General features: G+C 32.5%; 16 protein-coding genes. 12 read left to right on the forward strand and 4 right to left on the reverse strand.

The features are described 5' to 3' along the window. Nucleotides 1-70 precede the first annotated feature (70 nt). The gene (locus Q0856_RS01740) at nt 71-1,429 is read right to left on the reverse strand and encodes a Mur ligase family protein (RefSeq protein WP_298473366.1); all 1,359 of its coding nucleotides are present in this window, start codon (nt 1,427-1,429) and stop codon (nt 71-73) included. A gap of 284 nt (nt 1,430-1,713) precedes the next feature. On the opposite strand from Q0856_RS01740, the gene Q0856_RS01745 reads away from it, so the two are divergent. The 9 genes from Q0856_RS01745 (at nt 1,714) to Q0856_RS01785 (ending at nt 18,653) form a co-directional block, all read left to right on the forward strand. Next, nucleotides 1,714-4,581: a gliding motility-associated C-terminal domain-containing protein gene (locus Q0856_RS01745; protein WP_298502020.1), complete on the forward strand. Its 2,868-nt coding sequence runs from the start codon at nt 1,714-1,716 to the stop codon at nt 4,579-4,581. A gap of 33 nt (nt 4,582-4,614) precedes the next feature. Next, on the forward strand, nt 4,615-5,559 hold the full coding sequence (locus tag Q0856_RS01750; protein ID WP_298502023.1) for a type IX secretion system membrane protein PorP/SprF: 945 nt from the start codon (nt 4,615-4,617) through the stop codon (nt 5,557-5,559). Between the two features lie 8 nt (nt 5,560-5,567). After that, on the forward strand, nt 5,568-7,733 hold the full coding sequence (locus Q0856_RS01755) for an OmpA family protein (RefSeq protein WP_298502026.1): 2,166 nt from the start codon (nt 5,568-5,570) through the stop codon (nt 7,731-7,733). Between the two features lie 318 nt (nt 7,734-8,051). After that, nucleotides 8,052-14,111 (forward strand): MG2 domain-containing protein, encoded by a 6,060-nt coding sequence (locus tag Q0856_RS01760; protein ID WP_298502028.1) that lies wholly within the window; start codon nt 8,052-8,054, stop codon nt 14,109-14,111. A 123-nt stretch (nt 14,112-14,234) separates the two neighbouring features. After that, nucleotides 14,235-14,948: a carboxypeptidase-like regulatory domain-containing protein gene (locus tag Q0856_RS01765; protein WP_298502031.1), complete on the forward strand. Its 714-nt coding sequence runs from the start codon at nt 14,235-14,237 to the stop codon at nt 14,946-14,948. Beyond that, the gene (locus tag Q0856_RS01770; RefSeq protein WP_298502036.1) at nt 14,948-15,958 is read left to right on the forward strand and encodes a transglutaminase domain-containing protein; all 1,011 of its coding nucleotides are present in this window, start codon (nt 14,948-14,950) and stop codon (nt 15,956-15,958) included. Before Q0856_RS01765 ends, Q0856_RS01770 begins: the two co-directional genes overlap by 1 nt. Nucleotides 15,959-16,032: 74 nt before the next feature. After that, a complete protein-coding gene (locus Q0856_RS01775; RefSeq protein ID WP_298473386.1) occupies nt 16,033-16,407 on the forward strand; it encodes a DoxX family membrane protein in 375 nt (124 codons plus the stop codon). 125 nt (nt 16,408-16,532) lie between these two features. After that, the gene (locus Q0856_RS01780) at nt 16,533-17,333 is read left to right on the forward strand and encodes a hypothetical protein (RefSeq protein WP_298502040.1); all 801 of its coding nucleotides are present in this window, start codon (nt 16,533-16,535) and stop codon (nt 17,331-17,333) included. Between the two features lie 102 nt (nt 17,334-17,435). Next, entirely contained in the window at nt 17,436-18,653 is a 1,218-nt protein-coding gene (locus Q0856_RS01785) for a class I SAM-dependent rRNA methyltransferase (protein ID WP_298502044.1), read from the forward strand. 23 nt (nt 18,654-18,676) lie between these two features. Here Q0856_RS01785 and Q0856_RS01790 read toward each other — a convergent pair whose 3' ends face one another. The 3 genes from Q0856_RS01790 to Q0856_RS01800 all read right to left on the reverse strand — a co-directional run bounded on the left by Q0856_RS01790 (nt 18,677) and on the right by Q0856_RS01800 (nt 21,417). Continuing rightward, a complete protein-coding gene (locus Q0856_RS01790) occupies nt 18,677-19,207 on the reverse strand; it encodes a DUF4136 domain-containing protein (protein ID WP_298502048.1) in 531 nt (176 codons plus the stop codon). Between the two features lie 66 nt (nt 19,208-19,273). Further along, nucleotides 19,274-20,275, reverse strand: coding sequence for a GTPase ObgE (obgE, locus tag Q0856_RS01795; protein ID WP_298473395.1), 1,002 nt, complete (start codon nt 20,273-20,275; stop codon nt 19,274-19,276). A 29-nt stretch (nt 20,276-20,304) separates the two neighbouring features. Continuing rightward, entirely contained in the window at nt 20,305-21,417 is a 1,113-nt protein-coding gene (locus Q0856_RS01800; protein ID WP_298473398.1) for an adenylate kinase, read from the reverse strand. Between the two features lie 117 nt (nt 21,418-21,534). On the opposite strand from Q0856_RS01800, the gene Q0856_RS01805 reads away from it, so the two are divergent. From Q0856_RS01805 to Q0856_RS01815, 3 genes are read left to right on the forward strand one after another with little or no spacing between them, the layout of a single operon-like run. Then, the gene (locus Q0856_RS01805; protein WP_298502051.1) at nt 21,535-22,689 is read left to right on the forward strand and encodes a 5-(carboxyamino)imidazole ribonucleotide synthase; all 1,155 of its coding nucleotides are present in this window, start codon (nt 21,535-21,537) and stop codon (nt 22,687-22,689) included. A 4-nt stretch (nt 22,690-22,693) separates the two neighbouring features. Further along, entirely contained in the window at nt 22,694-23,179 is a 486-nt protein-coding gene (gene purE / locus Q0856_RS01810; protein ID WP_298502054.1) for a 5-(carboxyamino)imidazole ribonucleotide mutase, read from the forward strand. Between the two features lie 49 nt (nt 23,180-23,228). Further along, nucleotides 23,229-24,275, forward strand: coding sequence for a M14 family metallopeptidase (locus Q0856_RS01815; RefSeq protein ID WP_298502057.1), 1,047 nt, complete (start codon nt 23,229-23,231; stop codon nt 24,273-24,275). The last annotated feature ends 7 nt before the right edge of the window (nt 24,276-24,282 follow it).

Here is a 24,282-nt window from a genome sequence, read left to right on the forward strand (position 1 = left end):
GTTTTTAATTCCATATATAATATACTTCAAAAAACTAGCCATTAGGGATTTAGCTGCCAAAATAACATAACTAACTATTAATCAAAGATTTTACTTCTTCAAAATCCAAGCCCCCATAATTACCAGAGCTCATTAATAGTAATACACAATCATCATAATTTTTACTAAAAACAAAATTCTTAAAAGAATCGGCATTGGTCTGAATATTAAGATCTTTCCTTTGAAAAGCATCTGAAATTTGTTCTTTGCTAACTTCTTTTAACTTTTTTATTTTAACAGATTCTGGCAAATAAAAAACAATAGCTTCATCTGCAGCATCTAGAGCTCCTTTGTATTCTTGTAAAAACTCTGGATTAAAGCTACTATATGTATGTAATTCTAAACAAGCTATAACTTTTCTTTTTGGGTATTGATCCTTCACTGCTCTAGTGGTTGCTGACACCTTACTAGGAGAGTGAGCAAAATCTTTATATGCAATAGCGTTAGTTCTTTCTGCAATTTTCTCCAATCTTTTAGAAGCTCCTTTAAATGTTCCAATTGCTTCATAAAAATCATCTTCATCTATTCCCATGTTTTGACATATCCACTTTGCCCCTGCAAGATTACTAAGATTGTGTTTCCCAAAAACCTCTATAGGCATTGATCCTTCTGGCGTTTCTAAAAGTGTTTGTCCATTTTCTACTTTATATTCAGGTGTAGCATAGCCTAATTTTCGAATAGCATTTTCAGATGTTTCTACAACTTTACAAACCTCAGCATCCTCTATGTTATACGTTACACTTCCTCCTTTAACTATACTATCTACAAATATTTTAAACTGTTCTACATAATTATCAAAAGTTGGAAAAACATTTATATGATCCCAAGCAATACCGCTTAACAATGCTATATTAGGCTTATATAAATGAAATTTTGGCCTACGGTCTATTGGCGATGAAAGATATTCATCTCCTTCTAGTACTATAAAATCATTCTCTTCTGTTAAATGCACCATTCTATCAAAACCATCTAATTGTGCACCAACCATATAATCTACTGCAAAATCATGATAGTTTAAAACGTGCAAAATCATAGAAGTAATTGTCGTTTTACCATGACTACCACCTATAACAACCCTAGTCTTGTTTTTAGACTGTTCGTATAAAAATTCTGGGTAAGAATATATAGTAATTCCTAATTCTTGCGCCTTTAATAATTCCGTATTATCTGGTTTGGCATGCATACCTAGAATTACAGCATCTAAATCATTTGTTATTTTTTCAGGATACCAACCAAAAGATTCTGGTAATAAACCTTTTTCTTTGAGTCTTGTTTTAGAAGGTTCAAATATAACATCATCACTACCCGAAACGTTATATCCTTTATGTTGCAGTGCTAAAGCTAAATTGTGCATTGCGCTCCCACCAATTGCAATAAAATGAATGTGCATAAAATCTATAATTAATGTGTAAAGATAAGGAAAGCTCCTAAGGCCATCAAGCCATATCAAAGCTAATAATAACCGATAAAAATCGACAAAATGCACAATTTAGAAGATGACTAACCATACTTTGTTATCAATTAACCACTTATTTCCTAGGTTTTACAACAAAACTAAGTATAAAAATCACGTTCCAAGGTAATTTCGCATTTCTAGAATATCATTTAACCATTTAAAAAATGAACAACCAAAACAAATTAACTATTTTTCTAAGATGGTTCATCTTCCTAATTATGATGAACTATACTATCATTTCTAGTGCTCAATGCGTTGGATCTGATGTTTCTGTTACTGTCTGTGAAAAAGATAGCGACGTAGCCTATAGAACCTTCGATTTATTTACTGTATTAACAGGAGAATCTACCGGAGGTACTTGGAGAACCGATGACCCAGTAAATATACCTGCTTTGAATACTGCTACAGGTATTGTTGATTTATGGAAAATCAATAATTTTGGTGCACATGAATTTATTTATACTAATAATTGTACTGGAGCAGACGAATCTGCAATTGTAACTATTAATTTAGGTGGTTACCCGGGCGAAGACAACCTTACTCCTGGTGGTGCCAATGTATGTGGCGATGACCCTAGTGTAAACCTACATAGTTTCTTAGGTAGCTCCACTGAAGGTAAAATTCAAGATTTTAATGGTACATGGGAAGAGCTTACTGATTTTGCAGGCTTCACTTCTGGTAGTTTAAGTGGAAGTAATTTTAATGCCGCAAGCGCTGACCCAGGAATCTATAGATTTACTTATACGGTTGATGCCCTAATGGATGGAGCTACGTTACTTTGCCCTAGTAGAACTTCGACAATTGAAATAGAAGTACATGACTCTAGAACAGCAGGAATACCTTCTAATCTAACAGTATGTACTAATGATGATTTATCTAGTTATACAAATTTTGATTTACATGACTTATTAGCTGGTGAAAGTATGTTAGGTACTTGGGACCAAACAGATTCCTTTGGGCAAATTACTAGTACACAAGACAATACTGTAAACGTTGAAGAATTAAGAGCTTTATCTACTACAGGAGGTTCGTACACTTTTACATATAGAGCACCACCTTCTCATGGTGTTTGTCCACCATCTGTAGAAAGCGTTACTATTAATATAGTACCAGCTTTAGAAGAAACTTTAACTTCTCCTAACTATTGCGCTGGAGAAACCTATACCATTGACGTAACTTATGACAATACCTTATTACCTGATGCCAATTATGACATTTTTTATTCTTTAAATGATGGTACGAATACAATAAGTCAGAGAGATACTATTGCTTTTAATGGTGGAGCGGCAAACTTTGATGTTTTAGGTAATTTAGTAAATCCAAATATTGAATATGATTTAACAATAAGTGATATAGTAACTTTAAGTGATTCCAATGTTTGTCATGATATTCCTGTACCAGGATTAAGCTTTATTGTTTCCAATGCCGATGTTGATGTGGCTGATGTATGTATAACAACAGATGGTTCTGTAGATTTAACAAATATACTAGACGATACTAAAGTATTGAAAAACGGAGCATTTGATGTAACCTATACTTTAACCGATGCTGCATCGACACAAACAACATATACAGCCACAGCTGTTGATTTTGTAGATGGTGATGCAACTTTTGCCATCCCTTCTGCTAACTTAACTACTTTAGGGAATTATAGTATTGAAATTTCTGTAGCGAATGAATTAAATACGAACTGTGTTTTAGCAGCTACTTTTGAATTGTTACCAACTCCAAGTGATATGACTTTGGACTTAACATTTGACAATTCTTGTAATACTAGTACTATTGATGTTATAGTAGATGCTCCTGTACTTTCTACAGGAGAATATACAATTACTTATGAAGTAACTGCTTTAGGTGATACAGCTGTACTATTATCTAATACAGAAATAACAACAGGAACAACACAAACTTTTCCTTTTGATGTTTCTTCTTTAGCTGATGGTAATTACACAGTAACAGTTACTAGCACGCAAACAGATACAACACCGTGTAGAACGGTATTCGATTTTAGTCACTCTATAGATTTTGCAAGAGGTGGAGTTTCATTACCTCCAACAGCAGATATGGACCAAACATTTTGTTTAGAAGATTTTATGCCAGTCGGCCCTACAATAGCAGATATAATGTTAACAGCTTCAGGAACTATACGTTTTTATGATACAGCAACAGACACAACAATTTTACCAGACACAACAGTTTTAGTTGATGGTGAAGATTATTACATTGCTACTATTGATTTAAACTATACTTGTGCAGAATCTGAAAGAATACAAGTAAACGTAACAGTTGCTGACCCGCAACTACCTACTACAACAGAAATTGCTCCTATTTTTTGTGCCACAGATAATCCTACAGTAGCAGATTTAGATGTTCAAATTACAGGAAATGAAGTTTTAGTTTGGTATGATGCTGCAACAGCAGGAAATTTAATTGACTCCTCTGCTGCTTTAGTAGACGGGCAAACATATTACGCTGAATCTGAAATAAACAATGCATGCCAAAGTGCAACTAGGCTAGAAGTAACCCCTAGTGTGGTAGGGTTAACAGAACCTGTGCTAAACGCAGTGAGCCTTTCTATTTGTCAATTAGACGCCCCTACTGTTAGTGAATTAATAGCTTTAGAGAATATAGTTACTGGATGGAATGTTCGTTGGTACGATGCTGCAACCGGTGGAAATGAAGTTTCTGCAAATGATGCTTTAGTATCAGGCACTAATTACTACGCCGAAAGTTATAACCCTGCTTCAGGATGTGTTATTCCAACAAGAATAGAAGTACTTGTAGATTTAACAGATTGCAACCCTGAAGAACATGATTTTTATATTCCAGATGGTTTTTCACCAAATGGAGATGGTACAAATGACACTTATTTTGTTCCGAACATTGAAGTTATATTCCCTGAATTTACTATTGAAATCCTTAATAGATACGGAAACTCATTATTTAAAGGGGACATTAATAATCCAGCTTGGGATGGTACTAATAACGGAAATAGTATTTCTCCAAACGGTGTTTACTTCTACATCATTAATTATAATAAAGAAGGTTTTTCTCCCAAACAAGGAAGAATATACTTAAACAGATAAACCATACCAACTATACATTTTAATAAAAATAGAATGAAAAAATTATTTATATATTTTCTCTTTATATTCTTTGCGCACTCCATTTACGTGCATGCGCAACAAGACCCACAGTATACGCAGTATATGTATAACATGAGTGTTATAAACCCTGCCTATACAACGAATAACTTAAGTGTTGTAAACTTTGGTACGTTATACCGAAGTCAATGGGCATCTGCAGTAGGTGCACCAAAAACATTAACGTTCTTTGCACATGCTGCCTTAACAGAAAAAGTAGAAGCAGGAATCTCTTTTATCACAGATGATATTGGTGATGGTGTACTTAAAGAAAATAACATTTACGCAGATTTTGCTTATAGCTTAAAGTTAGATGATGAAAGTAGATTAGCATTAGGTTTAAAAGCTGGTGTAACTACATTTTCAACCAATTTTAACGGATTTCGTCTTCCAGAGGAACTAGAACAAGATTTTGCTTTTGATAATGGGCAAAACAGCACATTTCCAAACATAGGTATTGGTGCTTTTTATCACAGAGATAAGTTTTATGCTGGCTTATCTGTACCAAATTTATTAAGTTCTACCCATTTAGAAAATCAAAATGGCATAAGTACAAAAGGTTCAGAAAACATGCATGTCTTCGCTACAGCTGGTTACGTATATGACTTAAATAGCTCTATTAAACTTAAACCATCTTTATTAGCTAAAATGGTAAAAGGTTCTCCACTTTCTTTTGATGCTTCCTTTAATGCATTAATAAATAATACTTTTGAAGCTGGTGTTTCTTACAGATTAGACGATTCAGTTAATGCAATGTTCAATATGAAGATTTTACCAGGATTAAAAGCAGGTTATGCTTATGACTATACATTATCTAACCTTAGTGACTTTAGCTCAGGATCACACGAAATTTTTATTCTTTTCGATTTAGACTTATTAGGTCTACAAAGAGGATATGATAAATCACCAAGATTTTATTAAAATACACCATGAAGAAAACAATTCTATTTATACTATTTATAGGGCTAATGCAGCAGACTGCATTTGCACAAGAAGATTTACAACGTGCTAACACGTATTTTGAAAGAGCTTTCTATGGTGATGCTATTCCTTTATATGAAGAAATTGCTAAAACCAATAAAAGTTCTAAAGTTGTAAAAAACTTAGCAGACAGTTATTATAACACGTACCAATTGCCTAAAGCAGCAAAATGGTACTCATACTTAACTTCTGTATATGGAGAAAATCTAGACGAAAGCTACTTTTTTAAATATAGCCAAACTTTAAAGGCAGTTGGTGAATTTGAAGAAGCTACAGAGGTTTTAATGGATTATTACACAAGTCAAAACCAACCAGAAAAAGTAGCAAAACTTAAGGAAGATTTAAGGCATTTAGAAAATGTTGATGCTATTGGTGACCGTTTTAAATTAGAAAACTTACCATTAAACACTACTAAATCTGAATTTGGTGCTACCAAAGTAGATACAGTTATAATTTATGCTGCCTCTAAAAAGAAAGCTACACCAGTATTAAATAAATTATACAGGTGGAATAGTGAAAACTATTTAGATATGTACGCGCATCCATTAGATAAAATAGCTTTGGGAGATAGCGTTAGTACAAGTCTTTCATCTACCATTAACACTAAAATGCACGAAGCTACTTTTGCTATAACAAAAGACAGAAAAACTATTTACTTTACACGTAACAACTTCCTAAAAGGGAAAAAGAAAACGGATGGTAAAAAAATATCTAGACTAAAAATTTACAAAGCAGAATTAGTTGATAACAAATGGGAAAACATAGAAGAATTACCATTTAACGGAGACGATTTTTCTACAGAACACCCAACTTTAAACTCTAGTGAAACTGTTATGTATTTTGCATCTGATAGACCAGGAGGTTTTGGTTCATTAGACCTTTACTCTGTCTCTTTAAACGGTAATGGAGAATTTGGAGAACCCAAAAACTTAGGCTCTGTTATTAATACAGATAAAAAAGAACAATTTCCTTTTATCGACGCTAAAAACAATTTATACTTTTCATCTAACGGACATGCAGGTTTTGGATTATTAGATGTTTTTGTTACCAAAAAACAAGGAGACGCTTTCCAAAAACCAAATAATGTTGGTAAGCCAGTTAATGGTGGCTACGATGATTTTGCATACAATTTAAACACTGGTGAAAACCAAGGTTACTTTGCATCAAACAGGCCAGAAGGCATTGGTAGTGATGACATTTATTCATTAGAAGAAACAAAGCCTTTAGATATTAAAGATTGCTCTCAATTCATCGGAGGTATAGTTACCGATGTTACTACAGAAAAACCTATTGCTTACGCAATAGTAGATTTAGTAGACGAAGAAGGAACTTTAATAGAATCGCAAACAGCCTCTGAACTTGCAGAATTTAAATTCTCAGTTGCTTGTGAAGCACAATATACTATAAAAGCAAGAAAAGCAGGGTACCAAAATAATTCTAAAACTATTATTACAGACAAAAAACGTAATAGTGTTAAAGATGGTTCTGTAAATCTTCGTTCTAACGCAGACATAGAAAGAGAAAAAGCCGAAAAACTTCAAAAAGAAAAAGAGGAAGAGGAAAGAAAATCTAAACTAGCTAAAGAAGAGCGAATTAAAGAAGAAAAACGCAAAAAAGAAGAAGCTAAAAGGGCTAAAGAGTTAGAGAAAAAACGTAAAGAAGAAGCTAAAATAAAGGCCGAAAAGGAACGCAAAGAACGTATTGAAAAAGCCATTGCAGATGAGCCGGCAGTTGTAAGACAAGGAAAGCGAATTATTATAAAAGCAGAACCTAAACTACACTTTGATTATGACTTATGGTACATACGTTTAGAAGCTAAAGAAACTTTAGATAAAATAATCAAAATACTCAAAAAAAATCCTGGTATTCAATTAGAAATTGGAACACATACAGATATTAGAGGTAATGACGATTACAACAAAAAGCTATCTCAAAAACGTTCTAATTCTGTGTTAGAATATTTAATAAACCAAGGAATTTCTAAAAAACGTCTTTCTGCGAAAGGTTACGGTGAAAGTAAACCTATAATTAAATGTGAAACAGAAGAGTCATGTACGGAACAACAACACGAGATTAACCGTAGATGTGAGTTTGTAATTGTAGACTGGAAATAATAACAGTACATAAACAACACAAAACCCCATAAGAACTATATGTTTTTATGGGGTTTTTAGCTTATTAAATAAATGTGTTCCTTTTCTTTTACCAAAAACAAACTTTGTATTTCTTTTCCAAAGAAGTAATCTACCTCACGTAAAGCACATAAGGCATTCGAATGAAATTCATATTAAATTCCGACGGAAAGCTTCTCAGCATTTAAATCTCGATTATTGAGTAAAACATAACATTCGCTAACTCCATAGGCTACTTTACTCATTTAAACTTGCAGCAAGTACCATAAGAGTTCATATTTGTTATGTAAATTTATACAGATGAAAAATACAATCGCAATACTCACCATAATTCTTTTTGCTCAAATGACGCAAGCTCAAAAACAAAGCCATTCTTTCGAAGTTCTTTGGGAAAAAGTAGAACAGTTAGAAAAGGAAGAACTTACAAAATCGGCTTTAAATGTGGTCGCTACCATTTCGAAAAAAGCCGGCAAAGAGAATAATACTTCTCAAAAATTAAAAGCACTACTCTACACTTCTAAATATTCTATGACTTTAGAAGAAGATGCACAACTTAAAATTATCTCTAATTTCAATACAGAGATAACTAAAGCAACGTTTCCTACTAAAAATGTATTGGAAAGTTATTTGGCAAATTTATACTGGCAGTATTTTCAACAAAATAGATATCAATTTTATAACAGGACCCATACCGAAACGAAAGTTAATTCTAAAGATTTTAGAACTTGGGATTTAACTACTCTTTTCCATGAAATTAATCTACACTTTTCTAATTCCTTAAAAAACCCGAAGGGATTACAACAAACGCCTATTTCTGAGTTCTCCGCTATTCTTCATCAGCAAGAAAATTCTAAAATATATAGACCTACTTTATTTGATATTTTAGCACATACCGCCTTAGATTTCTATAAAACAAACGAAAATAACATTACTAGGCCTGCAAATAAATTTGAAATTAAAAAAGATATTTATTTATGCGACGCTTCTATGTATATTTCTGAAAAGATAAAAACGGAAGACAGCACCTCGTTAGAAGCTAAAGCCTTAATTATATACCAACAATTACTTTCCTTTCATCTAAACGATAAAAACCTAGATGCTTTAGTCCTTGTAGATATAGACAGATTAAACTATATACACAACAACTCCGTTTCCAAAGATAAAGATGCTACTTATTTACACACTCTTCTAAACAATGCGGAAACGTATAAAAAAGATAAAGCATCTGCACTCTACGCCTATGAGATTGCAAGCCTTTATCAACGATGGGGGAACTCTTATAATCCGACATCAGAAAACAATAACCAATGGAAATTAAAAGAAGCTCATACTCTATGCCAAGAAACTATTCACCGTTTTCCTAAAAGTTATGGTGCTGAGAAATGCAAAGCTTTAAAAGCTAACATCCTAGACAAAAGCATTCATATAACCACAGAAGAATACATCCCAATAAACACTCCTGCTAAAATATTAGTTCGGTATAAAAATCATGAAAATTTAGCTCTTTCTGCTGTCAAAATAACTAAAACTCAATTAAAAAAATTAAACGAAACATACCCAGAAAAAAAACAGTTAGCTTTTATACAAAGCTTAAAAGTTCATCAACAATGGAATACTGTTTTAAAAAACGAAAGCGACTACCAAACACATAGTTCAGAGATTTTAATTCCTAAATTAGAAAATGGTCATTATCTAATAGTGGTAAAATCTAAAGATGATGGGCGTTCTTTTGCCTTTAGTCCCTTACAAATTACGAATTTGGCTTTAATAGAAACAAGAACACCTGAAGCTTATAAATATCAAATAATTGATAGAACCAACGGAGAACCGAAAGACGATGTTACTTTAAAATTTTCTTATCGTGTTAATTATGATGGTCCTAAAATAACAAAGACTTTAAAAACAGATACTAATGGTTTTGTAAAAATACCTTTATCTACCCAAAGGTGGAGCGATGTTAATATAGAGGCCAAAAACAAAGGCGATAAAGCATTTTTTGGAGAGTTTTACATTAATCGAAAATATGACCGAAATTCTCCAACAATCACAAACTCCTGCTTCCTTTTCACCGACAGAAGTATATATAGACCAGGGCAACCTTTATACTTTAAAGGAATTGCTATAAGCAAAGAGAAGAAAACCTCTACCCTATTAAAAAATACCGATGTAATTGTTACTCTTAGAGATGCAAATTACCAAGAAATAAAAAAGCTAAACTATAAAACAAACGACTTTGGTTCTTTTTCTGGGGAATTTGTTTTACCAAGTAGCGGACTTACAGGTAACTTTTCTATCTATGTTAATTCTTCTAAAATTAATTTAAACGGGTATACAAATTTCTCCGTAGAGGAATACAAAAGACCAAAATTTGAAACCTCTTTTATCCCTATTTCGGAAACATATAAAATTAACGATAGTATTAAAACAACTGGCAAAGCAATAGCTTATGCTGGTAGTAATATTACTAATGCAAAAGTAAGCTACCGCGTAAAAAGAGTTGTTTACTTTCCGAGGTGGTATTATTGGCATTATAGGTCTTATAATAATATAGAACCCCAAGAAATTGCTCATGGCGAAACAACGACAAATGACAATGGCTTGTATGAAATTACTTTTAAAGCTATTCCGGATAATTCTTTAAACAAAGAAGATTTACCAACGTTTAGCTACGAAGTTACTGCGGATGTAACTGATATTAATGGAGAAACACATAGTACATCTACCATTATACAAGTCGGGTATCATTCATTAACCGCTAATATTAATGTGGCTAACCTTCTAGACAAAGAAAATAAAGAAAATTCTATTCACATATATACGCAAAACCTTAATGGCTCTTTTGTTCCTGCAAAAGGGAATATAAAAATATTTAAACTTAAGGCCCCTAATTATGTATTAAGACAAAGACCATGGACAGCACCAGATTATAATACATGGAATAAAGAAGAGTTTAAAAACCTTTTCCCACATGAAAGTTATACAAACGAACATAGTGTAGACACTTGGGAAAAAGGCGAAATGGTTTGGGAAAATAATTTCAATACAGAAGAAACTACAGAACTAAAGTTAAAGACTATCCGTAAGTGGGAATCTGGTAAATATATAATCGAATTAGAAACCAAAGATAAATTTGGGAATTTAGTTAAAGATGTTGCTAGAACTACATTGTTTAGTGCCAAGGATAAAAAATTAGCGGATAATCAACTTTTTCATATACAGGCGGATAAGTCTTCTTATTCTATTGGCGATAATATAAAATTAACACTCTTTTCTAATGTAGAAAATATCGCAATAACCCTATTCGTTGAGAAAAACAAACAAATTACCTCTACCCAAATTATACACCCAAAAGGCACTAGTAAAACCATTACTATTCCTGTGGAGAAAAACGATTTAGGAGGATTCTCGATTAGTTATAGTTTTGCTGCTTACAATTCGTTTAGTAATAATAGCTTAACTATCTCTGTCCCCTATCCTAAGAAAGATTTAGAAATTGAAACTTTAACATTTAGAGATAAATTACAACCTGGAACAGAAGAAACTTGGTCTTTTAAAGTAAAGGGAGCTAAAGGAGAAAAGGTTTCTGCGGAACTATTAGCAAGTATGTATGATGCTTCTTTAGACTCCTTTAGAGGTCATAATTGGAGTTTTTACGCCAATTCCTTGCCCTATTATTATTCTCAATGTAGTATAAATGGGTACGCTAGTTTTAATACTAATTATTTTACAGCGTATAACCTATTTAACAATGGCTACAGCTACCCTAGACGCTATTATGACACCTTCCAATGGTTTGGACTACAATTCGGATACGCTAATTACGGTAGAAGCAGAGGAAAGTTAAGAAAAAGCAGCGCTCCAATGGCTGCTATGGAAATCATGGAAGATTCTGCTGAAGCAGAAATGGATATGACTGCTCCAGAAGGCGCCCCTAAAGCGGAGAAAAAATTAGCAAAAACAGGAAATGCGACCAAAAACAAAGAATCCACAGAAACTAATTCTAAAAAAGAAGAGATTGTTGTTATTCGAAAAAATCTACAAGAAACTGCTTTTTTCTTTCCACACTTAAATACAGACAAAGAAGGGAACGTAACTTTTAGTTTTGTTACGCCAGAGGCTTTAACCAAATGGAAACTTCAATTAGTAGCGCATTCTAAAACTTTAGAAAGTGCTACTGCAACCATGCACACCGTAACGCAGAAAGAACTTATGGTTACGCCTAATACCCCTAGGTTTTTAAGAGAAGGTGATGCTGTTATTATAAGTAGTAAAATTGCTAATCTTACCAGTAAAAAACTAACTGGTTCTTCTGTACTAAAACTAACAGACGTAGTAACTGGGGAAATTATTTCGAAAAAACTTATTGCCTCTAAAAGTAAGCAAACCTTTACCGTTGATTCTTTAAATAATACCCAAGTTTCATGGAAACTTCAAATACCCGAAGGACTACAAGGAATACAATACACAATAATAGCCAAAGCAGGCGATTTTAGTGATGGAGAACAAAATGCGTTACCTGTTCTAAGTAATCGTATGTTGGTTACAGAAACCCTACCTATGTGGGTTCGAAGTAATGCTACTAAGAATTTTAGTTTAGATAAACTTAGAGATAATACCTCTACCACTTTAAAACATCACAAACTTACTCTAGAGATTACTAGTAATCCTGCTTGGTACGCTGTACAAGCTCTTCCATATTTAATGGAATATCCATATGAATGCAACGAACAAACATTTTCTAGATATTACGCCAATACATTAGCCAGCCATATCGCAAATAGTAACCCTAGAATTCAAGAAGTTTTTAAACAATGGGCTACTTCTACAAACGCAACAACCACTTTGGTTAGTACTTTAGAAAAGAACCAAGAATTAAAATCGCTCTTAATACAAGAAACTCCTTGGCTAAGAGATGCACAGTCCGAAACGGAACAGAAAAAAAGAATTGCACTTTTGTTTAACCTAAACAAAATGCTAAATGAACAAGCTTCTGCTCTCATAAAACTACAACAGAATCAAATGTCTTCTGGCGCATGGTCTTGGTTTAAAGGCGGTAGAGAAAATCGTTTTATAACGCAACATATTATTTCTGGCTTAGGACATTTAAAACAATTAAATGTTACCGATAACAAGAAAGAAGTACATACTATGCTTAAAAAAGCAATAGGCTATTTAGACAAAGAGTTCGTGAAAGAGTATGAGTATATGAAAAAACACTCTTCTAACTTAAAAAACAACCACCTATCAAGTACACAGATTCATTACTTGTATATGCGAAGCTTTTTTACGGAGTATAAAACATCAAAAAAAGTAACAGAAATAACGAAATACTATCTTGGGCAAACTAAGAAATATTGGAAAGCAAATAGTTTGTATAGAAAAGGAATGTTAGCATTAATCAGTCACAGAGCAAAAGATGCCACTACAGCTTCTAAAATTCTAAGGTCGTTAAAAGAGAATAGTATTACTTCGGAGGAACTAGGAATGTATTGGAAAGAAAACACCAATTCTTGGTATTGGTACCAGGCTCCAATAGAAACACAAGCATTACTAATTGAAGCTTTTTCTGAAATAGAAAATAATACTAATACTATTGATAATCTTAAAATTTGGTTACTTAAAAACAAGCAAACCAATCAATGGAAAACTACCAAGGCTACTACAGAGGCGGTATATGCATTATTATTACAAGGAAGCGATTGGCTTTCTGTTTCTGAAACTGTAGATGTATTAATTGGCGGAAATAAAATAGCACCTGAAAAGCTAAAAAATGTAAAAACTGAAGCCGGAACAGGCTATTACAAAACCACTTGGAACACCAATGAAATAGATACAAGTTTAGGAAAAGTTAGTATTTCCAAAAAAGGAAAAGGTATTGCCTGGGGAGCTCTTTATTGGCAGTATTTTGAAGACTTAGACAAAATAACTTCTGCAGAAACACCATTACAATTAAAGAAAAAACTGTTCTTAAAAAAGAATACAGATACAGGAGAACAACTTTCTGAAATTAATTCTAAATCTACTGTAAAAGTAGGCGACTTAGTTCGCATTCGTATAGAATTAAAAGTAGACAGAACCATGCAATATATTCACATGAAAGATATGCGTGCCGCTGGTTTTGAACCTATAAATGTATTTTCACAGCACAAATGGCAAGATGGCTTAGGGTATTACGAAAGCACCAAAGATGCGAGTACCAATTTCTTTTTTGATTACCTACCTAAAGGCATTTATATATTCGAATATGACCTACGGGTTAATAATGCGGGGGACTTTAGTAATGGTATAACCACTATACAAAGTATGTATGCTCCAGAATTCAGTAGTCATAGTAAAGGTGTAAGAGTAAAAGTTGAATAACAAATATATACTAACTAAGCCAAAGGGTAGTTTTACGTAAAATATGCACGCACTAACTAAGTATAGGTTTAATAAATAGGGAAAAGATTATAGCTTAGGTATATAATCTAAAACCAAAATAGTATGAAAAATGACAAAACCATTAGCATTAAAAAACCATGTTCCGAAAATTTTAATACCTTTAGTAAAACAGAATTAGGCGGGTATTGTAATTCCTGTGAGAAAGAAGTTATCGATTTTACAACCATGACTATATCTGAAATAAACAACTATTTTCTAGTTCCCAGAATAAATACTTGTGGGAGATTTAAAAACTCTCAATTACAAACTATTAAACGCAATACTATGACTAACTACATATCTAAAGGGCTTGCGACCATGAGTTTTTCTTTACTTGCATTGTGTTCCGTTTCTAATGCCCAAGAAACTACCAGTATAGACCCCCCTATTAAAACAGAAATTTCTAGTATTACAATGGGTGATATCTCTAGTATACATTCTGCATCATATACTATAAAAGGAACTGTACTCGATGAAGAGAATATTCCTTTACCGGGTGTAAATGTTGTATTGAAAGGTACCCAAATAGGAACAGTAACAGATTTAGATGGCAATTTTGAGTTTCCCTCGAAATTAGAAATAAACGATGTATTGCTTTTTAGTTATATAGGGTATGACACTAAAGAATATAAGGTAAAGAAAAGTGATTCCGAGACTATCTCTGTAACCATTAATTTTACTAATGTGGATGTAGAACTCATGGGGGCAATTGAAGTTGGAGGCGTATATAAAACTAAGAAAAACATCTTTCAGAAATTTATTGGCTTATTTAAATAATGAAAAGCCTTACCTTATTTTTTATTTTCACCTTTATAGTTTCTTTTGGCCAACAAAGCGATTTTAAAAATATTAGCTTCAAAAAAGCAGATAGTATTGCCCATAGCTATAAAGGTGAAAGCTTAGATAACCTTCCACTATTAACTCAAAAATTAAGTGTTAATTTAAAGACCAATGTAGAAAAATTTAGAGCTATTTACACTTGGGTATGTACCAATATTGAAAACGATTATAGCTCTTATTTAAAAACTAGAAAAAAACGCAAAAAACTGTATAAAAACAGAGAAGCTTTATTACAATGGAATTCTAGTTTTACACCAAAAGTGTTTAAAAATTTACAAGAGCAAAAGAAAACTGCTTGTACAGGTTATGCCTATTTAATAAGAGAGCTTACTGTTTTAGCCGGTATAGAATGTAAAATAATTAACGGTTTTGGACGTACTGCTGCCTTAAACTTGCAAAAGGGTAGTCTTCCTAATCATTCATGGAATGCCATAAAATTAAATGGAAAGTGGTATTTAAGTGACGCTACGTGGTCCGCAGGAAAAGTAATGATTGAGGATAACTATCCTAAATTTATACCCGAATATTTCGATGGTTACTTTTTAGCAAATCCTGCTTTATTTATAAAAAATCATTACCCATTAGATTTGGAATGGACTCTATTAGATAATACACCTACTTTTTCTCAGTTCATAAATGGCCCCATACTTTATAAGGAAGCTTTTACTTATAGTGTAATTCCTGTATTCCCTAAAAAAATGCATTTGGTAACAAAAAAAAATACCCTTATTAAGTTCACTTTATCTAAATCATCTGCATTTACAAGCGAAGAAATAGCCTTGGTTTTGGTTAAGGGAGATTTTACTAAAACCGTAACTCCTAATATTACAATAAATGAAAACATATGCCAACTGCAATATATATTTAATAGAACAGGAAGTTATGATGTACATATTAAAATAGAAGAATCTATTATTGCTACATACACCGTTAAAATAACTAAATAGCCAAAAACAATACGCACGCGAAATAGAAGAAAAATATTACGTAAATTTAAGACATAACAACAAAACCATGTATTATGAATTCAAAAGTATTTCTAGTATTGCGCATTCTTTTCGGACTTTTTCTTTTATTCTTTGGCCTCAACAAATTTTTCGATTTTATAGTATTTGTACCAGAAACAGAAAATGCAGTGAATTATTTAGAAGCATTGGAAGTTACCAAAACCATGCACATGGTAGCTATTCTTGAGATTATTGCAGGTCTTTCTTTACTTGTAAATAAATTTGGTGCTTTACTTATGGTTATCTTAATGAGTATCTCTATAAACGCTGTTTTATACCATACTACATTAGAACCATCCACTATAACAGGTTCATTAATATTAATTATATTTAATATAATAATGCTTTATGGATACAAGAACCAATATAAAAATATATTAAGAGCTTAGAATTTGTTTTAAATATTCAAAACACCTAGTTTTCTAAACAAACAGGTGTTTTTTCGTATACCTTATTTACAACAAATGGGGCAACTTATATTAAAATTGTTAATGCTAAAGAATCATATAGTAAATTGAAAGCTTTATTAAAAAATATATCTAAACTTCTATTATTTATTTTTTTGACAGCATTCACTCAAATCGGTGGTATTGTTTATTTGGTAAGTTTAGTTATTTCGAAAAAATGGGACAAAAACTTAAAGTTTAAAACTTCTATTGTTTTCTTAGTATTATATATATTTTCAACACTGTTAATTACGCCATTAATTGCACCTATTTTTGGTCGTGAAAAAGTAATACATTCCGATAAAATACAACCAACTAACTACTGGACTGTTTTTCTAAACAGAAATTATGTACAACCTGAACTAAACGAGTTATTACAACAAACAGAGAAAAGACTTCGCCGAACAAAAATTGAAATTCATTATTTAGACGCAAATTTTCCTTTCATTAATAAATTTCCTCTACTTCCTCATTTAAGTCATAATGACGGAAAAAAAATTGACCTAAGTTTAATTTACGAAACAGAAATGGGTCAAATAACGAATAAACAAAAATCTATAAGTGGATATGGTCTTTTTGAAAATCCTACAGAATCTGAATTTAGCCAAGTTAAGAAGTGTTTAACAAACGGATATTTTCAATATGACTTCCCCAAATATCTAACACTAGGGCTAATTAACAAAGAACTAGTTTTTTCAAAAGAAGGAACAAAAATCCTGATTGAAAATTTGTTAAAAAATCAAAAATTAGGAAAACTTTTTATTGAACCACATTTAAAAGTTAGGATGAATTTAAAAAATGATAGAATAAGATATCATGGATGTAGAGCTGTTAGACATGATGATCATATTCACATTCAACTAAAATAAAAATCACTCTACTTTTCTATTTTAAAAATCTTATTGCGCATCTTAAACCAAAAGGTTATTGCATATTTGCAGAACTATAATATGGTTTTAAAAAAAAATCTTTTGATAGAATTACCAAACAAAACAACATCCAAAATCGCAATTAAGCTAAAGCCTAGTGCGGAGCTATTGGTGAAAAAAGGACATCCATGGGTTTTTGAAAATAGTATCATTAAACAAAATAAAGAAGGAAAATCAGGTGATTTAGCAATAATTTTCGATAGTAGAAAAAACAAATTTTTGGCCTGTGGTTTTTACGACCCAAATTCCCCCATTCGAATTAAAATAGTAGAAGCTAATAAACCTGTAACTGTAAATATGGAATGGTTTACGCATAAAATTAGAGAGGCGCATCAAAAAAGAATTCCATTATTACAAACTAACACTAACAGTTATAGATTAATTTATGGTGAAAATGACGGGCTACCTTCATTGGTTGCAGATGTATATGACAACGTGTTGGTTGTAAAACTATATGCTTCTTTCTGGTTTTATTATTTAAAAGATGTATTACCAACACTTATAGAAATTAGTAAAGCCAAAACTACAATTCTAAGACTTAGCAGAAATACCCAAAAAGAAGGAAATGAATTTAACTTTTCTGATGGGCAAATACTAGATGGAAATCTAAAAAATGAAGTTGTTATTTTCAAAGAACATGGTATTTATTTTTCTGCCAATGTTATTCATGGGCATAAGACAGGTTATTTCTTAGACCATAGGGCTAACAGAAAAAAAGTTGGTATCATGGCAAAAGGCAAAACTGTTTTAGATGTTTTCTCTTATGCAGGAGGCTTCTCTATACACGCCCTGGCTGGTGGAGCCAAAGAAGTTACTAGTCTAGATATTAGCAAACCCGCTTTAGAAATAGCTAAGCAAAATGCCAAACTAAACCCTTATATTGGGGAACATAAAACTATTGCAGGCGATGCTTTTGACGAATTAAACAAACTAGCAGAAGCAAATACGAAATATGATATTGTCGTTATAGACCCACCATCTTTTGCCAAAAGTGCTTCCGAAATAGATAGAGCTTTAGCTTCTTACAAAAAGTTAACTACGCTTGGTGTAAAACTAGTTCAAAATAAAGGAACTTTAGTTTTAGCTTCATGTAGTTCTAGAGTAACCCCTGAACTATTTTTTAATTTGATAGAAGAAACTCTTCATAAAAATAGGGTAGATTATACCATCAAAGCGAAAACACTACACGATATAGATCATCCGATAGGGTTTAAAGAAGGAGCCTATTTAAAATGTATGTATGTCCAAATTAAACTCTAAAAAATAGGCTATTAAAGTTAATCTTATTTTCTCTTCCCTTTTGGTGGATACTTATTAAGCACTTTATTCACAATAGTTTGTATGTGCATTTCTCTTTGTGCTGGAGTTTGGTTTTCCCTATACGTATCAATACTAACAGCTTCCCAAAAAAGAACATCCTTTTTATAATCAACAAAGTTAAAAATAATTTCTCTCCTATTCTTTGTTTTACCTATAGGTATACCGACCGAAATACCTCCGCCAACAGAGTTTCCTGTGCCCCCTACCCCCAAACCAGCAGTATTATTATGGACCGCATGGTACAAATCGCTCTCTATGTTTATATAAAAATCTGGCTCTTCAGAAAATAACATTCCTTTACTTTGCAAAACTATATCTAAGGACTTTAATAATCTTTTAGTATCCAATTCCCCTAGTCCTGTATTTAAATCAGAAAAGTAATTATAGGTAGTGTAACTCGTAAAATCTACGGCTTTCTCATAGTCATAATGTACCCGAACGGAGCTACAAGAATATAAAACAATAACAAACAGTAAAGAAACTAACCTCTTCATAGTAAGCATTTTATATAAATGTAACTAAAAAAGTACGTTAAATTAAAGACTAATTGATTTATTCGATTAAACGTTAAGCATATTCCAAAGCTTATCTTTTAGTTCGGTAATCCCTAATTGCGCAACAGAAGAAATAAACATATAAGGAGCTCCTTTTAAATCTTTGTCTAATTCTACTCGCATTTCTGCTATTAATTCCTCATCGAGCATATCGCTTTTAGATATAGCAATTAGTTTTTCCTTATCTAACAATTCTGGATTATACCTGCGTAATTCATCCAATAAAATTTCATATTCCTTACCAATATCTTTGCTATCCGCCGGAATTAAGAACAATAACGTAGAATTACGTTCAATATGCCTTAAAAAATAATGTCCTAGACCCCTTCCTTCCGCAGCACCTTCTATAATACCAGGAATATCTGCCATTACAAAACTTTGAAAATCGCGGTATTGCACAATCCCTAAATTTGGTTTAAGAGTAGTAAATTCATAGTCCGCAATTTTAGGTTTCGCAGATGTAACGACAGAAAGCAAAGTAGATTTACCCGCATTCGGAAAACCTACCAAACCTACATCTGCTAATACTTTTAGTTCAAAAATAAAATCTTTTTCCTCTCCTTCTACTCCTGGTTGTGCATATCGCGGAGTTTGGTTTGTTGAGGATCTAAAGTGCCAATTACCTCGACCTCCCATACCACCTTTTAAGATGATTATTTCTTGTCCGTCTTCGGTAATTTCATGAACTATTTCTTCTGTTTCTGGGTCTTTAACAATAGTTCCTAATGGCACCTCTAAATACACATCTGTACCATCTTCACCAGTACTTCTACTTTTAGCTCCATGACCACCATGGGTCGCTTTAAAATGTTTTTTAAATTTATAGGTTACTAACGTCCAAAGGTTTTTATTCCCTCTAAGAATTACATGGCCTCCTCGGCCACCATCTCCTCCATCAGGACCACCTTTGGTAATGAATTTTTCTCTATGTAAATGCACAGAACCTTTACCTCCATTTCCGGAGGTTAAAAATACCCTAACGTAATCTACAAAATTCCCCTCCGTCATACCTACAAATTCTTATTGCTATTCTAATACTATAGAGTATCTATTACTCTCGCCAAACGCTCCGTAATTTCAGCTATACTTCCAATACCATTTACACTATGGAATTTATTTTGCTCCTCGTAATACTCTTTTAACGGGGCCGTTTTTAAATTGTATTCATCAAAACGATTACGAATTTTACTTTCATCTTGATCATCCGAACGCCCGCTTACTTTTCCTCTTTCTAAAAGTCTTTGAATAAGAATTTCATCATTAGCTTCTAAGGCTACCGTTGCATTTATTGCCATACTTTTAGATTCTAAAAAGGTATCTAGTGCTTTTGCTTGAGCGGTAGTTCTCGGGAAACCATCAAAAATAAAACCTGCAACATCGGCATTTTTCTCTACCTCATCTTGTAGCATTTTAATAGTAACCTCATCCGGAACTAACTCTCCTTTATCTATATAGGATTTTGCTAAAGTTCCTAATTCTGTCCCATTTTTAATATTATATCTAAATACATCTCCTGTAGATATGTGCTTTAAATTGTACTTTTCTTTTAAGAATTCAGCCTGAGTGCCCTTCCCAGCGCCTGGTTTTCCAAATAGGACAAGATTAATCATAGTTGTTTGGTTTAATTGATATACTTCTTTTAAGTTTCTGCCTAGTTCATTATAATCTAATCCGTAGCCCACTATAAATTTATTCGGAATATCTAATCCAAAATAATCTATAGTATATTCCCCTTTATAAACTTCTGATTTATAAAACAAAGTGGCAATTTTAAACTCTTTAACATTTGTTTTGCTAAACAAATGAATAAGTTCTTTTAAAGTCCTTCCCGTGTCTATAATATCTTCTAAAATAATAACACTTCTTCCCTCTATATTCTCTGGTAAGTCTAACAAAGTCTCTACAATACCTGTTGACGTAAGCCCTTGATACGAACTAAGTTTCACAAAAGAAACTTGGCATGGATAATTATATGCTTTTAAAATATCAGCAACAAACATAAAAGAACCATTTAAAACACCAACAAATATTGGAGTTTCATCCTTATAATCTGCTGCAATTTTATCTGCAACAGACTTCACAGCAGCAAGAATTTCTTCTTCGCTAAGAAAAGGCTTAAATGTTTTATCATGTAATTTTATAAGTGCCATAATTTTAATAAGGTGGCAAAGATAACATTTTGAAGACTGTTTTTAGATTATATAGAATTGGATTCTAAGATTTAGCTGTATTTTTGTCATTATTTTTTATTAAAGTATAGTTTTAACATGAATTATTTTTCTTCAAATTTTAAGCTAGGAATTCTTGGTGGTGGTCAACTAGGCAAAATGATGCTGTACGAAACCCGCAAGTTAGATATTTATACAAAAGTTCTAGAATCTAGTAAGGATGCTCCTTGCAAAATTGCTTGCAACGAATTTGTTTTGGGAGATTTGTTAGATTATGATGCAGTATACAACTTCGGGAAAAATGTGGATGTACTTACGATTGAAATAGAAAATGTAAATATTAAGGCCCTAGAAAAATTAGAAGATGAAGGAGTAAAAGTTTACCCCCCAACCAAGGCACTAAAAATTATTCAGAATAAGGCAACGCAAAAATTATTCTATACCGACAATACTATTCCTACTGCAGCTTTTTCTCGCTTTGCTTATACGAGTGAAATTAAAGACAGTATAGAAAACGGAGGTTTAAAACTACCTTTTGTATGGAAAGCTGCACAATTTGGGTATGACGGACAAGGGGTAAAAGTCGTTCGACAAATAGAGGACTTAAATAACTTGCCCAATGTAGAGTGTATTGCAGAAGAAATGGTTCCTTTTAAAAATGAATTATCTGTAATAGTTGCCCGTAGTGCATCTGGTGAGGTAGTTACCTATCCTGTGGTAGAAATGGAATTTCATCCAGAAGCTAACCAAGTGGAATATGTTATTTGCCCGGCAAGAATTAATGAAGATGTGGCAAAAAAAGCACAGGAAATAGCGCTAAAAGTTTCTAATAAAATACAGCAAGTTGGTTTATTAGCTGTAGAAATGTTTCAGACAGAAGATGACCAAATTTTAGTAAATGAGGTTGCTCCAAGACCACACAACAGTGGACACCAAACTATAGAAGCAAGTTACACCAATCAATTTGAACAACATATTCGTGCTATCTTGAACCTTCCTTTAGGCAATACAGAAAATAAAGTACCTGGTATAATGGTTAATTTGGTTGGTGCAGAAGGACATACAGGGGATGTTGTTTATAAAAACATGGAAAACATTCTTAAATTAGAAGGTGTTACTCCGCATATTTATGGTAAAAAGCAAACGCGTCCTTTTAGAAAAATGGGACACGTTACAATAGTAAACAAAGATTTGAAAAAAGCAAGAGCTATCGCTCAAAAAGTAAAAGAAACAATTAAAGTTATAAGCAAATAAAATTATGAGCAAAGTAGCAGTAGTAATGGGGAGTACAAGTGATCTTCCTGTAATGCAAGAAGCCATAGACATTTTAAAAGGTTTTGATATAGAGGTCGATGTAGATATAGTTTCTGCACACCGCACTCCGGAAAAATTATTCGATTTTAGTAAAAACGCCCACACCAACGGATATACTGTAATTATTGCAGGTGCTGGCGGTGCAGCGCATTTACCTGGAATGGTTGCTTCTATGTCACCGCTACCAGTAATTGGTGTTCCTGTTAAAAGTAGCAACTCTATAGATGGTTGGGATTCTGTTTTATCTATTCTACAAATGCCTGGCGGTGTTCCTGTAGCTACGGTTGCCTTAAATGGCGCAAAAAATGCAGGTATTTTGGCAGCTCAAATTATTGGCGCTAGTGACAAATGTGTTCTAGATAAAGTTATTCTTTACAAAGAAGGTTTAAAACAAAAAGTTATTGATGGAGCCAAGTCTATTAATAAATAAAATTGTTGGTTGTTAGTTTTATTAGGCTTTTAATAAAAATCAGAATAAAATGAGAATATTACCATTATTCATTGTTATATTTTTTTTATCCCAACTTACTTTGGCTCAAAGTGCTTTTCAAAAAGCATTTGATTCTAACGTAAATTCTTCAAAAGAAAACGTTCGGATAAATTTTTCTGATACCGCAGGGAATTCTGGTTACCTACCTATTACTATTATAAAAGGGAAGACTAAAGGGCCTGTTTTCACAATTGTAGCAGGTGTTCACGGGTATGAATACCCTCCAATCATAGCTACACAAAATTTAATCAAAGAAATAAAAAAGGATAGTCTTAATGGAACATTAATTATAATCCCAATTGCAAATACTGCTTCCTTTTTTACTAGAACTCCCTTTATTAATCCTCAGGATAAGAAAAACTTAAATAATGCTTTCCCTGGAAAAAAAAACGGAACTATTACAGAACAAATAGCACATTTTATAACTACAAATATTATTTCTAAAAGTGATGTTTTTTTAGATATACATGGTGGGGATGCTTGTGAAGATTTAATTCCTTTTGTTTGCTATTATAACAATCCCAAAAAAGCGACCCAAACTGCCTTAGCTAAAAAACTTTCTGAAAATAGCGGATTTGAATATGTTGTTTCCTATCCTTATAATATTTCTAATAAAGAACCTGCAAAATATACCTTTAAACAAGCGGTACAGGATGGAAAAACTGCATTAAGTATAGAATGTGGTAAACTTGGAAATGTACAAAGTGAAAACGTAGCTTTAATAGAAAAAGCAGTATATAACATGCTTGGAACAATGAATATGTATGCTAACAGTACTGGAAGCCATAAAAATATTATCCATTGTAATAATCAAATTTACATAAAATCTAATGTAAAAGGAATTTTCTACAGCCAATATAAAGCTGGGAATAAAGTAAAAAAAGATGCCATTATTGGCTACACTACTAATGAATTTGGTGTTATTCTAGAGGAGTATAAAGCAACTACTGATGGATTTGTATTGTATATGCTTGCTACACCACCAATAAATATTGATGATACTGTTATGTGTATTAGCGCATACACCAAAAATTAAATAGCAA

Source organism: uncultured Maribacter sp. (assembly GCF_947496775.1).
Taxonomy (GTDB): domain Bacteria; phylum Bacteroidota; class Bacteroidia; order Flavobacteriales; family Flavobacteriaceae; genus Maribacter_B.